Here is a 12757-nt window from a genome sequence, read left to right as displayed (position 1 = left end):
CCGCCCGCGGTCAGCCGTAGACCGGACCGGTGAACTTCTCGCCGGGGCCCTGGCCGGGCTCGTCCGGCACCACGGACGCCTCGCGGAAGGCGAGCTGGAGGGACTTCAGGCCGTCCCGCAGCGGGGCGGCGTGGAAGGAGCTGATCTCCGTGGCGCTGGCGGTGACCAGCCCGGCCAGCGCCTGGATGAGCTTGCGGGCCTCGTCGAGGTCCTTGTGCTGCGCGCCCTCCTCGGCCAGCCCCAGGTTCACCGCGGCCGCGCTCATCAGGTGGACGGCCACCGTGGTGATCACCTCCACCGCGGGGACGTCCGCGATGTCGCGGGTCAGGTCGTCGAAGCCGGGCCCCGTGGCGGGGGTGTCGGCCGCGGGGGAGGCGGCCGGGCGGGAGGCTGGTGCGTCGCTCATGGCCGCCACGATATGCCCCGTCCGGCCGATTACGGCCCTCGGGCCCGCGCTGCTATGCTTGGACAACGACCGGTCGGACATCAGCGTGTCCGGCCACCAAGTGGAGGCTCCGAACTCCCACCTGCTCGGCCTGTCGGCCGAGGGGTCCCCGGTCAGACGGCTTCGGTCGGTGCGTCGCGCGCCCGGCCTTCGCCGTCCGATGCGCCCCGCGGAATAACGCGGCGGTGCTCCCGGTTGTGAGGAGCCCGCCTGTGTGCCGTACGGGGCGTTTCTGACGTTCGGGCACGGTGCACAGGGTAGAAGCAGAAGAAGACCCGAAGCGCGGCTGTCGGCCAGTCAGTCGCGTCGTGCAACCGAGGAGGCCCCATCAGCGCCGAGCCCCGCATCAACGACCGGATTCGCGTTCCCGAGGTGCGACTTGTCGGTCCCAGTGGCGAGCAGGTCGGCATTGTGCCGCTTGCCAAGGCCCTGGAGCTTGCGCAGGAGTACGACCTCGACCTGGTCGAGGTCGCGGCGAACGCCCGTCCGCCCGTGTGCAAGCTCATGGACTACGGGAAGTTCAAGTACGAGTCGGCCATGAAGGCCCGTGAGGCGCGCAAGAACCAGGCGCACACGGTCATCAAGGAGATGAAGCTCCGGCCGAAGATCGACCCGCACGACTATGACACCAAGAAGGGTCACGTCGTCCGGTTCCTCAAGCAGGGCGACAAGGTCAAGATCACGATCATGTTCCGCGGTCGTGAGCAGTCCCGCCCGGAGCTGGGCTACCGCCTGCTCCAGCGGCTCGCGGAGGACGTCCAGGACCTCGGGTTCATCGAGTCGAACCCGAAGCAGGACGGCCGCAACATGATCATGGTCCTCGGTCCGCACAAGAAGAAGACCGAGGCCATGGCCGAGGCCCGCGAGGCCCAGGCCGCCCGCAAGGCGGGCCGCCAGGGTGACGACGGCGACACCGCCGACGAGCAGTCGCAGGTCGAGGCTCCGGCCGACGCCGGCTGACACCGCGGTTCGAGAAGGACCCCGCAGGCCGCCCGCCCGGGCGGCTTCGGGTGGTAAGAGCAGAACTGACGCTCCCCGTACGCCCTCCACCGGGCGCCCGGGAGGGCCAGCGACGAGGAGACCACGGCGCCATGCCGAAGAACAAGACCCACAGTGGTGCGAGCAAGCGCTTCAAGATCACCGGCTCCGGCAAGGTGCTTCGCGAGCGTGCCGGCAAGCGCCACCTGCTCGAGCACAAGCCGTCCAGCAAGACGCGCGCCCTGACCGGCACCGTCGAGGTTGCCCCGGCCGACGCCAAGAAGATCAAGAAGCTTCTCGGCAAGTGAGCCGCGCGCCCCCGACCGGGGCGCGCGGTCCGATCCGGGACCCCCATCGCTTTCGGACCGCGTGACGAATACCGCGGTCCCGCAGAAGGAGTTATCAAGTGGCACGCGTCAAGCGGGCAGTCAACGCCCAGAAGAAGCGCCGGGCGATTCTTGAGCAGGCCAGCGGTTACCGCGGTCAGCGTTCGCGCCTGTACCGCAAGGCCAAGGAGCAGGTCACCCACTCCCTGGTCTACAACTACAACGACCGCAAGAAGCGCAAGGGCGACTTCCGGCAGCTGTGGATTCAGCGGATCAACGCCGCTGCCCGTGCGAACGGCATCACCTACAACCGCTTCATCCAGGGTCTGAAGGCCGCCAGCATCGAGGTGGACCGCAAGATCCTGGCCGAGCTGGCGGTCAACGACGCGCCCGCGTTCGCCGCGCTGGTCGAGGTCGCGCAGAAGGCGCTGCCGTCGGACGTCAACGCGCCGAAGGCCGCGTGACGCTGCGCTGGGCTCAGCCGGAGTGACGGTGCGCGGGCCCGCAGGCGGTTTGCCGTCTGCGGGCCCGCGGTGCGTTTCCCTCCGGGGTGGGTTGTGCTGTCGCTTGCGGGACCTTCCTTGGGTTGGTGGCCGGTCGCGCAGTTCCCCGCGCCCCCTGAGTACCGCCGCCCGTGGCTTCCCGCGCAGTTCCCCGCGCCCCCGGACAACCCCGCCCGTTGATGGAAAGAGAGCAGCCCGCGTGAGTACGCCCCCGACGGAGCTGAGTTCGTTGCGGTCCACGCGGGTGGTCGCGGCCCGCAGGCTCGGGAAGCGGTCGTTCCGGGCCAAGGAGCGGCGGTTCCTCGCGGAGGGGCCGCAGGCGGTTCGGGAGGCGGCCGCGCATCCGGGCGGGCCGGACGGCAGGACACTGGTCGAGCTGTACGCCACCGCGGAGGCGGCCGAGCGGCACCCCGACATCGTGGCGGCGGCCCGTGCCGCGGGAGCGCCCGTGCTGACCGCGACCCCCGAGGTGGTCGCCGACATCTCCGACACCGTCACCCCGCAGGGCCTGGTCGGGGTCTGCCGGTTCCTGGACACCCCGTTCGAGCAGGTGCTCGCCGCCCGCCCGCGGCTGGTCGCGGTGCTCGCGCACGTCCGCGACCCCGGCAACGCCGGCACCGTCCTGCGCTGCGCCGACGCCGCCGGCGCGGACGCCGTGGTGCTCACCGACGCCTCCGTGGACCTGTACAACCCGAAGGCCGTACGGGCCTCGGCGGGCAGCCTCTTCCACCTGCCGGTCGCGGTGGGCGTACCGGTGGAGACGGCCGTGGCGGGCCTGCGGGCCCAGGGCGTACGCGTGCTGGCCGCCGACGGCGCGGGGGAGCGGGACCTGGACACCGAGCTCGACGAGGGCCGGATGTTCGGGCCGACCGCCTGGGTCTTCGGCAACGAGGCGTGGGGGCTGCCCGAGGAGACCAGGGAGCTCACCGACGAGGTGGTGCGGGTGCCGATCCACGGCCGGGCCGAGAGCCTCAACCTGGCGACGGCCGCCGCGGTCTGCCTCTACGCCTCGGCGCGGTCACAGCGCACATCCGCGGGGTGCCGCGGCGTCACCTCCAGCTAGTAGGGTGGCCGGTCCGGGTCCGGAGAGGGGGGTGGCTGCGTTGGACGTGATGCCGCAGCACGGCGTACGCGGCGGATCGGCCGCGCTGCCCGACGGCGCGTCCCCGTACGCCCTGGGCATCGACCCCGACGACCTGCCCGACGGGCTGGTGGTCGCCGACGAGCACGGGCGGGTGGTCTGCTTCAACGCCGCCGCCGCCCGGATCACCGCGCTGAGCCCCGCCGACGTACTCGGCCGCCCGGTGGAGCAGGCGCTCCCGCTGGAGGACCTGGACGGGCGCCGCTGGTGGCAGCTGACCGACCCGTACGGCGGGCTCGCCATCCGCTCCGCGCAGCCCGAGCGGAACCTGCTGCTGCCCGGCGGCCGCGAGGTGCTGGTCTGCGCGCGGTACGTCCGGCAGGTGCCGGGCGGGCCGGTGCGGCGGCTGGTGGTGACGCTGCGCGGCACCGAGGCGCGGCGCCGTACCGAGCGTTCGCACGCCGAGCTGATCGCGACCGTCGCCCACGAGCTGCGCTCCCCGCTCACCTCGGTCAAGGGCTTCACCAAGACGCTGCTGGCGAAGTGGGAGCGGTTCACCGACGACCAGAAGAAGCTGATGCTGGAGACCGTCGACGCCGACGCCAACCGGGTCACCCGGCTGATCGCGGAGCTGCTCGACATCTCCCGGATCGACTCCGGCCGGCTGGAGGTGCGCCGCCAGCCGGTGGACATGGCCGCGGCCGTACGGCACCACGTGGACGCGCACGTCGCGGCCGGGCAGAGCGCGGAGCGGTTCGCGGTCAAGGTGCCCGGGCCGCTGCCGGCGCTGTGGGCCGACCCGGACAAGGTCGACCAGATCCTGGGCAACCTGCTGGAAAACGCGGTGCGGCACGGCGAGGGGACTGTCACCATCGAGGTGACCCGCGCCGCCGGCCCGACCGGCGACGAGCGTACGACGGAGGGCACGGCGGTCACGGTGAGCGACGAAGGCCCCGGCATCCCCGAGGAGTCGATGAGCCGCGTCTTCACCCGTTTCTGGCGGGGCAGCAAGCGCGGCGGCACCGGTCTGGGGCTGTACATCGTCAAGGGCATCGTCGAGGCGCACGGCGGCACCATCAGCGTCGGGCGGGCGCCCGGCGGCGGCGCCGAGTTCCGATTTACCCTGCCCGTCGGGGCCCCCGCCTACCTGGCCTGAGCGGCCGCCGGCACCAGCCGGCACCCAACGGACCGGGAACAGCGCGCGGAAGCCGCCCCGACGGGCGCCGCCGTCACCGCCCGCCGGCCGCCACCACCCGAGCGGCCCACGGCCGCCACCACGGCCGTAGCAGGGCGCGACCGCCACGGCCGATAGACTCGTCCTTCGGCACGGGTCCGGTCGGGCAAGATCCTCCCCCGGAGGCACCGCCTCGGGGTCACCGCCACAGCATCCGCATTCGGAACGGGAAGAGATGTCGGCACCGAACAAGTCGTACGACCCAGTCGAAGTCGAGGCGTTGCAGCCGGAGCAGATCGAGCGGATGCGCGACGAAGCGCTCGCCGCGATCGCGGCCGCCGCCGATCTGGACGCCCTCACCCATGTCAGGACCGCGCACGCGGGCGGCGGTTCGCCGCTCGCGCTGGCCAACCGCGAGATCGGCGCGCTGCCCCCGCAGGCCAAGGCCGAGGCCGGCAAGCGGGTCGGCCAGGCCCGCGGCCAGGTGAACAAGGCGCTCACCGCCCGCCAGGCCGAGCTGGAGGCCGAGCGCGACGCGCGGGTCCTGGTCGAGGAGGCGGTCGACGTCACGCTGCCCTACGGCCGGGTCCCGGCGGGCGCCCGCCACCCGCTGACCACCCTCAGCGACCGGATCGAGGACATCTTCGTCGCCATGGGCTACGAGGTCGCCGAGGGCCCCGAGGTCGAGGCCGAGTGGTTCAACTTCGACGCGCTGAACTTCCCGCCGGACCACCCGGCGCGCGACGCCCAGGACACCTTCTTCGTCGCCGGCCCCGACGGCTCCGAGGCGTCCGGGATGGTGCTGCGCACCCACACCTCCCCGGTGCAGATCCGCGCGCTGCTCGCCCGCGAGCTGCCGGTCTACGTGATCGCGCCCGGCCGCGTCTACCGCTCCGACGAGCTGGACGCCACCCACACCCCGGTGTTCGCCCAGGTCGAGCTGCTGGCCGTGGACGAGGGCCTGACCATGGCGGACCTGAAGGGCACCCTCGACCACATGGTGGTCGCGCTCTTCGGCGAGGGGATGACCACCCGGCTGCGGCCGAACTTCTTCCCCTTCACCGAGCCGTCCGCCGAGATGGACATGCTCTGCTACGTCTGCCGCGGCGCGTCCGTCGGCAACCCCGACCGCCCCTGCCGCACCTGCTCCTCCGAGGGCTGGATCGAGTTGGGCGGCTGCGGCATGGTCAACCCGAAGGTGCTCGTGGCCTGCGGTGTCGACCCCCAGAAGTACAGCGGCTTCGCTTTCGGCTTCGGCATCGAGCGGATGATGATGTTCCGCCACAACGTCGAGGACATGCGAGACATCGTCGAGGGTGACGTGCGCTTCACCCTTCCGTTCGGGATGGAGATCTGATGCGGGTCCCGCTTTCTTGGCTGCGGGAGTACGTCGACCTGCCGGCCGGCACCACCGGCCGCGACGTCCAGGCCAAGCTCATTTCCGCCGGTCTCGAGGTCGAGACCGTCGAGCGCGTGGGCGCCGGGCTGCAAGGGCCGCTCGTGGTCGGCCAGGTGCTGACCATCGAGGAACTGGAGGGCTTCAAGAAGCCGATCCGGTTCTGCACTGTGGACGTCGGCAAGGCCAACGGCACCGGCGAGCCGCAGGAGATCGTCTGCGGCGCCCGCAACTTCGCGGTCGGCGACAAGGTCGTGGTGATCCTGCCCGGCGGTGTGCTGCCCGGCGACTTCCACATCTCCGCCCGCAAGACCTACGGCAAGGTCTCGCACGGCATGATCTGCTCCGCCCGCGAGCTGGGCATGGGCGACGACCACGACGGCATCGTGGTGCTCCCGCCCGAGCACGAGGCCGGTACCGACGCGATCAGCCTGCTCGAACTCGTCGACGACGTGCTGGACATCGCGGTCACCCCCGACCGCGGCTACTGCCTGTCGCTGCGCGGGGTGGCCCGCGAGACCGCGACCGCGTTCGGGCTGCCGCTGAGCGACCCCGCGCTGATCGACGTGCCCGCGCCCAAGGAGGGCGGCTACCCGGTGCAGGTCGCCGATCCGGCCGGCTGCGACCGCTTCACCGCCCGCACCGTCACCGGCGTCAACCACGAGGCCCGCTCGCCGATCTGGCTCCAGCGCCGGCTGCAGAAGGTCGGCATGCGGCCGATCTCGCTCGCCGTGGACATCACCAACTACGTGATGTTCGAGGTCGGCCAGCCGCTGCACGCCTACGACCGGACCCGGCTGACCGGCCCGATCGGGGTGCGCCGCGCCGAGGCCGGCGAGAAGCTGACCACCCTCGACGGCGTCGAACGCGTCCTGGACGCCGAGGACCTGGTGATCACCGACGGGTCCGGGCCGATCGGCCTGGCCGGCGTCATGGGCGGCGCGCACACCGAGATCGCCGACTCCGGGATCGACTCCGGCACCAGCGAGATCGTCATCGAGGCCGCGCACTTCGACCCGGTGTCGATCGCCCGCACCGCCCGCCGCCACAAGCTCGGCTCCGAGGCGGCCCGCCGCTTCGAGCGCGGCACCGACCCGCAGGCCACCGCGGCCGCCGCACAGCGCGCCGTGGACCTGCTGGTGCTGCTCGCCGGCGGCACCGCGGAGCCCGGCGTCACCGACGTCGCCGTGCCGGTGCAGCCGCGCACCGTCGCGATGGCCGCCGACCACCCCGACCGGGTGGCCGGCACCGCGTACGGCCGCGAGACGGTGGTGCGCCGCCTCCAGCAGATCGGCTGCCACGTCACCGGCTCCGACGAACTGGTCGTCGCCGTGCCGAGCTGGCGCCCCGACCTCGCCTTCCCCAACGACCTCGCCGAGGAGGTCATCCGGCTGGAGGGCTACGAGAACCTGCCCTCCACCCTGCCCAAGGTGCCCTCGCAGCGCGGCCTGACCGACTCCCAGCTGCTGCGCCGCCGGATCGGCCGCGCCCTGGCCGGCACCGGCTACGTGGAGGCGCCGAACTACCCCTTCGTCGGCGCCGACGTCTTCGACGCGCTCGGCCTCGACGCGGACGACGCGCGCCGCCGCACCGTACTGCTGGCCAACCCGCTCTCCGACAACGAACCGGCGCTGCGCACCACCCTGCTGCCCGGGCTGCTCGGCGCACTGCGCCGCAACCACGGGCGCGGCAGCCACGACCTCGCGCTCTTCGAGACCGGGCTGGTCTTCCACCCCAAGGACGGCGCCGGCACCCCGCCGCGGCTGCCGGCCGACCGCCGGCCCACACCCGAGGAGATCGCCGCGCTGGAGGCCGCGCTGCCGGAGCAGCCGCGGCACGCCGCGGTGGTGCTCGCCGGGTCCCGTGAGCTCGCCGGCTGGTGGGGCCCGGGGCACCAGGCCGGCTGGGCCGACGCGATCGAGGCGGCCCGCACGGTCGCCCGCGAGGCAGGGGTCGAGCTGATCCTGCGGCAGGACCAGCACGCGCCCTACCACCCCGGGCGGTGCGCGGCCTTCTACGCCGTCGCCCCCGACGGCACGGAGGTCCTGGTCGGCCACGGCGGTGAGCTGCACCCGCGCGTCACCAAGGCGCTCGGCGTGCCCGAGCGCACCTCCGCGATGGAGGTCGACCTCGACCTGGTCGAGTTCGCCGGGGCCGGCCGCCGGCCGACCGGGCCGCGCGTGTCCACCTTCCCCGTCGCCACGCAGGACGTCGCGCTCGTCGTCGCCGCCGACGTGCCCGCCGCCGAGGTCGAGGCCGCCCTGCGCGAAGGCGCCGGTGAACTCCTGGAGTCGCTGCGGCTCTTCGACGTCTTCACCGGGCCGCAGATCGGGGAGGGGCGCAAGTCCCTGGCGTATGCGCTGCGCTTCCGTGCGGCTGATCGGACCCTCACCGCCGAGGAGGCGTCCGCCGCCCGCGAAGCGGCGGTCGCCCGCGCCGCGGAGCGTACGGAGGCGGTGCTGCGGGGCTAGCTAGCTGGACCCTCCGGGGTGGGTGGTTCTGCCGGTTGCGGGACCGCCCCCCGGTAGGGGGCTTGTCGCGCAGTTCCCCGCGCCCCTGGTTGGCTCGGCTCTTCCCGCGAAAGAAGCTCGCGCCCGAAAGCCCTTGGTGGACCCGCCCCGGTGGGTTTCGCGCGCAGTTCCCCGCGCCCCTTTGGGGCGCCCTCCTTCCGCGGGAGGACCCGCATCCACCGTCCACCCGGGTGGGATGGGGGCGGGGAGGGTGTGGAGGGGGGCGGTGGGGGACATGGTGGGGTGGTGGACGAGGGTGCGGAGAAGGGCCGGGCGGCGCCGACGGTCGTGGTGGACGACCTGCATGTGGTGTACCGCATCCATACGGCCTCCGCGGGGCGCGGCAGCGCGGCGACGGCGCTGGCCCGGATGCTGCTGCGCCGGGGTTCGCCGAACGTCCATCTGGTGCACGCGGTGCGGGGGGTGTCGTTCGTGGCGTACCGGGGGGAGGCCATCGGGATCATCGGCTCGAACGGGTCGGGGAAGTCCACCCTGCTCAAGGCGATCGCCGGGCTGCTCCCGGCCGAGCGCGGCCGGGTCTACACCGAGGGCCAGCCGTCGCTGCTGGGGGTGAACGCCGCGCTGATGAACGACCTGACCGGCGGCGTCAACGTGGTCCTGGGCGCGCTGGCGATGGGCATGGACCAGGAGGAGGTCGAGGCCCGCTACCAGGAGATCGTCGACTTCTCCGGGATCAACGACAAGGGCGACTTCATCTCGCTGCCGATGCGGACGTACTCCTCCGGGATGTCGGCCCGGCTGCGGTTCTCGATCGCGGCGGCGAAGAACCACGACGTGCTGATGATCGACGAGGCGCTGGCCACCGGCGACCGGGCGTTCCAGAAGCGCTCGGAGGAACGCATCCGGGAGCTGCGCGAGGAGGCCGGGACGGTCTTCCTGGTGTCGCACAACAACAGGTCCATCCGTGAGACGTGCGGCCGGACCCTGTGGATCGAGCAGGGCGAACTGCTCATGGACGGCCCCACGGACGAGGTCGTGGACGCGTACGAGAAGGGCTGAGACCCCCTCCGTCGACGTATTCGGACGGGCGTACGGCGGGTGAATTGCGCGGGATCGCGGTGTGTCGGGGCCCGGCCGGCGGGACCCTGCTGAGTGCCGGACCGCCGGTCGGCGGCGACTGCGCGACAGTGGGGGAGCACAGGTGACGCTCGACGGGCGGGACGTGCCGCGGCACGTCGCCTGCGTGATGGACGGCAACGGCCGGTGGGCCCAGCAGCGGTCCCTGCCGCGGACGTCGGGGCACCGGGCCGCGGAGGCACCGGTGATCGACGTGATCGAGGCGGCGCGCTCGGCGGGCGTGCGGTGGCTGAGCCTGTACGCGTTCTCCACGGAGAACTGGCGCCGCCCGGCCGGCGAGGTCGACTTCCTGATGGGGCTGGTGCGGCGGGTGGTCCGCAAGCACGCGGCGCTGCTGCACGTGCGCGGCATCCGCTGCCGCTTCCTCGGCGTCAGCGACCCGAGGATTCCCGCGCCGCTGGCCCGCGACCTCGCGGACCTGATGACGCTGACCGAGGCGAACCGGGGGATGACGCTGACCGTGGCGTTCGACCACGGCGGGCGCCGGGACATCGTGGAGGCGGCCCGCTCGCTGATCCGCAGCGCGGTGCCGGCCGACGCGGTCGACGAACGCCACTTCGCCGCGCACCTGCCCTTCCCCGACACCCCGGACGTGGACCTGGTCATCCGCACCTCCGGTGAGCAGCGCATCTCCAACTTCATGCTCTGGCAGGTCGCTTACGCCGAGTGGGTCTTCCCCCCGGTGCTGTGGCCCGACTTCCGCGCGCCGCACTTCCTGGAGTGCGTCCGCGCCTACCAGCAGCGCGACCGCCGCTTCGGCGGTGTCGCCCCGTCCCCGAACGGAGAGGTCCACCTGTGACCGAAGCAGGCAGCAGCGGCGCGGGGAGCACCGGCCCCCGCGCCCATCCGCAGGACGGCGGCGGCCGTTCGCTGTTCGGGCCGGACGCGCAGTTCCACCGGTTCTTCAACGACCCGCGCTGGGCGCTGGCCGTGGTCCGGGCCACGGTGCTGGAGGCGGCACACCCGCAGGTCGGCGCGGCCCTGATCGACAACTCGACGTTCGTGGCGCACCCGTGGCGGCGGCTGCGCAACACCCTCGTCAGCCTCCAGCGGATGTTCGGCGCCGACGACCGTACCCGGCAGCGGGAGGCGGCCCGCCTGAACCGGCTGCACGCCAGGCTGTCCGGCACCGACGCGCAGAACCGCGCGTACGACGCGATGGACCCGGCGGTCCGCGCGTGGGTGGTCGCGACGCTCTTCGAGAGCTCCGTGACCATGTGCCGGCTCAGCGGGCAGCCGCTCGACCAGGCCACGATGGAGCAGCTGTACGCGGAGTTCCGCGCGTACCTGGCCGCTCTGGGGGACCGGGCCGGGCACCTGCCGCCCACGCTGCCGGAGTTCTGGCGGTACTACGACCGCGTGGTCGAGGAGGAACTGGAGAACACGGACGCGGTGCGCCTGATCCTCTACAAGCTCTTCGACCACCTTCCGGCGCCGCCGCTGCTGGAGGGCCTGCCCACCGCGTGGGCCGCCGGACGGACGGTCGCCGGGCCGGTGATCGGCGCGATCACCGTGGCCTCGCTCCCCGAGGCGTTCCGCCGCCGCGCGGGGCTGCCGGAGACGCCGGGCGCGCAGACGCTGATGCAGGGCGCGTACCTCGCGGCGGGGCTGGCGCGGTTCCTGCCCGAGGGCTGGGTGCGGACCGAGGCCGTCACCGACCTGCTGTCGCTGACCCCGGGCGGCGACGACCCCCGGGCGGCGGCGCTGGACGCGCTGCGCGGCCAGGTGAAGCGGGCCGGCGCGCTGTTCCGGCTGGTCGCGCCGCTGCCCGCGCAGCGGACCGCGGAACAGGCCGGGCAGCGGCCCGGGACGCGCGGTGCGGAGCGGGCGCCGGACTCCCGGGAGGCGGCGGCCCGGGTGCGCGGCTCCGGCGAGTTCTTCACCGCGGTCCTCGACCAGACCGGCGACGGCTACCTCGACTGGCCCGACCTCGCCGCCATGGCCCGGGAGCTGTCCTTCCGCCTGGATCTGGACGAGCCGCAGGAGACCCGGCTCTACAACGCCTTCGCCGCCTGGTGGAAGGAGCTCCAGGCGGACCTCGACGTCAACGGCGACGGCCGGATCAGCGCGCAGGAGTACGCCGACGCTGTCCCCTCCCTGGCCGGTCCGGCGCTGATCAGGGTCGCCGAGGTGCTCTTCGACGTCACCGACGCCGACGGCAACCAGTACATCGACGCCGAGGAGTACCGGGCGCTGTTCCGCACCGGTTTCCACCGCAGCGTGGCGGGCGGCGAAGTCCGCTACTCCCGGGCGGCGTTCGTGAAGGACTTCCTGTCCTTCATGTCGGGCCGCGCGGCCTCCACCGCCTACGACCCGCTGTTCACGCAGGCGTAGGTGTCCGTCCGGGTTCCTCCGGCGCGGATGCCGGTACGGCGTCCGGTATCTCTTCCGGCACGGGCGGGCCGCCGCCGCGGGCAGCGATGAGTTTCCGCGGCGGCGGCGGTCTCATGTCCGTCACCGACCGCACAGGAGGAACCCGTGGCGCAGTTGCTGCGTGTACAGAACTTCACCGTGTCCAGCGACGGCGTCGGCGCCGGCGAGGAGCAGACGCTCGAGCGGCCGTTCGGGCATGTCGACCCCGGGCAGCTGTTCGCGTGGGCCGGGGCCACCGCGAGCTGGCCGATGCGCACCGACGGCGGCGGCAGCCGCGGGCTGGACGACTACATGACCCGCGACTTCGCGCACAACATCGGCGCCGAGATCATGGGCCGGCACAAGTTCGGGCCCCAGCGCGGTCCCTGGCAGGACGAGGAGTGGCGCGGATGGTGGGGCGACGAACCGCCCTTCCACACCCCGGTGTTCGTGCTCACCCACCACGAGCGGCCGTCCTTCACCCTGGGCGAGACCACCTTCCACTTCGTCGACGCGGGCCCGGCCGAGGCCCTCGCGCAGGCGCGGGAGGCGGCGCAGGGCAAGGACGTGCGGCTCGGCGGCGGGGTGAGCACCATCCGGGAGTTCCTGGACGCCGACCTGGTCGACACCCTCCACATCGTGGTCGCCCCGGTCCGGGTCGGCTCCGGGCTGCGGCTGTGGGACTCGCCGGACGACCTGCGCGACCGCTTCCACGTGGACGTCGTCCCCAGCCCGAGCGGGGTGACCCACCACCTGTTCTGGCGCAAGTAGCCGCGGTATCGGCAGGCGCGGGCCGCCGCCGGGTGGCCCGCGCCCGGCGCGGCGCGGAATGCGAGCCGGGCGCCGCGCGTTGGCGACGAGGAGATCATCACGAGGAGATCATGACGAGGAACG

At 73.1% G+C, this 12757-nt stretch carries 12 protein-coding genes; 11 read left to right on the top strand and 1 reads right to left on the bottom strand.

Annotated elements, in window-relative coordinates:
- Positions 1-10: 10 nt before the first annotated feature.
- The gene (locus AC3EVP_RS32345) at positions 11-406 is read right to left on the bottom strand and encodes a DUF1844 domain-containing protein (protein ID WP_435136090.1); all 396 of its coding nucleotides are present in this window, start codon (positions 404-406) and stop codon (positions 11-13) included.
- A gap of 366 nt (positions 407-772) precedes the next feature.
- Here AC3EVP_RS32345 and infC point away from each other — a divergent pair, with 366 nt between their 5' ends.
- The 11 genes from infC to AC3EVP_RS32290 all read left to right on the top strand — a co-directional run bounded on the left by infC (position 773) and on the right by AC3EVP_RS32290 (position 12634).
- Positions 773-1405, top strand: a complete 633-nt coding sequence (infC, locus tag AC3EVP_RS32340) for a translation initiation factor IF-3 (RefSeq protein WP_335976254.1) — start codon at positions 773-775, stop codon at positions 1403-1405.
- Positions 1406-1536: 131 nt separating this feature from the next.
- Positions 1537-1731, top strand: coding sequence for a 50S ribosomal protein L35 (gene rpmI / locus AC3EVP_RS32335; RefSeq protein WP_103886374.1), 195 nt, complete (start codon positions 1537-1539; stop codon positions 1729-1731).
- A 98-nt stretch (positions 1732-1829) separates the two neighbouring features.
- Positions 1830-2213 (top strand): 50S ribosomal protein L20, encoded by a 384-nt coding sequence (gene rplT / locus AC3EVP_RS32330; RefSeq protein ID WP_335975471.1) that lies wholly within the window; start codon positions 1830-1832, stop codon positions 2211-2213.
- Positions 2214-2451: 238 nt separating this feature from the next.
- Positions 2452-3315, top strand: coding sequence for a TrmH family RNA methyltransferase (locus AC3EVP_RS32325; protein ID WP_435136085.1), 864 nt, complete (start codon positions 2452-2454; stop codon positions 3313-3315).
- 49 nt (positions 3316-3364) lie between these two features.
- Positions 3365-4489 carry a sensor histidine kinase gene (locus AC3EVP_RS32320; RefSeq protein ID WP_435136172.1) on the top strand — a complete coding sequence of 375 codons (1125 nt, stop codon included), beginning with the start codon at positions 3365-3367 and terminating at the stop codon, positions 4487-4489.
- Between the two features lie 253 nt (positions 4490-4742).
- Positions 4743-5864: a phenylalanine--tRNA ligase subunit alpha gene (gene pheS, locus AC3EVP_RS32315; protein ID WP_435136082.1), complete on the top strand. Its 1122-nt coding sequence runs from the start codon at positions 4743-4745 to the stop codon at positions 5862-5864.
- Positions 5864-8374, top strand: coding sequence for a phenylalanine--tRNA ligase subunit beta (gene pheT / locus AC3EVP_RS32310; protein WP_335975481.1), 2511 nt, complete (start codon positions 5864-5866; stop codon positions 8372-8374). The genes pheS and pheT overlap by 1 nt, the downstream gene beginning before the upstream one ends.
- Positions 8375-8659: 285 nt before the next feature.
- Positions 8660-9433, top strand: coding sequence for an ABC transporter ATP-binding protein (locus AC3EVP_RS32305; RefSeq protein WP_335975485.1), 774 nt, complete (start codon positions 8660-8662; stop codon positions 9431-9433).
- Between the two features lie 142 nt (positions 9434-9575).
- Positions 9576-10310, top strand: coding sequence for a polyprenyl diphosphate synthase (gene uppS, locus AC3EVP_RS32300; RefSeq protein ID WP_335975489.1), 735 nt, complete (start codon positions 9576-9578; stop codon positions 10308-10310).
- Positions 10307-11845, top strand: a complete 1539-nt coding sequence (locus tag AC3EVP_RS32295) for an oxygenase MpaB family protein (protein ID WP_435136077.1) — start codon at positions 10307-10309, stop codon at positions 11843-11845. The genes uppS and AC3EVP_RS32295 overlap by 4 nt, the downstream gene beginning before the upstream one ends.
- Positions 11846-11989: 144 nt before the next feature.
- The gene (locus AC3EVP_RS32290; protein WP_435136074.1) at positions 11990-12634 is read left to right on the top strand and encodes a dihydrofolate reductase family protein; all 645 of its coding nucleotides are present in this window, start codon (positions 11990-11992) and stop codon (positions 12632-12634) included.
- Positions 12635-12757 lie beyond the last annotated feature (123 nt).

The sequence above is a fragment of the Actinacidiphila sp. bgisy144 genome (assembly GCF_057708105.1).
The sequence above is the reverse complement of the archived record's forward strand: the minus strand, read 5'-3'. Positions and strand labels throughout refer to the sequence as shown.

Excerpts from the sequence above, each read along its gene's own strand:
- pheS (WP_435136082.1), top strand. The coding sequence starts at position 4,743 with ATGTCGGCACCGAACAAGTCGTACGACCCAGTCGAAGTCGAGGCGTTG.
- AC3EVP_RS32320 (WP_435136172.1), top strand. The coding sequence starts at position 3,365 with ATGCCGCAGCACGGCGTACGCGGCGGATCGGCCGCGCTGCCCGACGGC.
- AC3EVP_RS32345 (WP_435136090.1), bottom strand. The coding sequence starts at position 406 with ATGAGCGACGCACCAGCCTCCCGCCCGGCCGCCTCCCCCGCGGCCGAC.
- pheT (WP_335975481.1), top strand. The coding sequence starts at position 5,864 with ATGCGGGTCCCGCTTTCTTGGCTGCGGGAGTACGTCGACCTGCCGGCC.
- rpmI (WP_103886374.1), top strand. The coding sequence starts at position 1,537 with ATGCCGAAGAACAAGACCCACAGTGGTGCGAGCAAGCGCTTCAAGATC.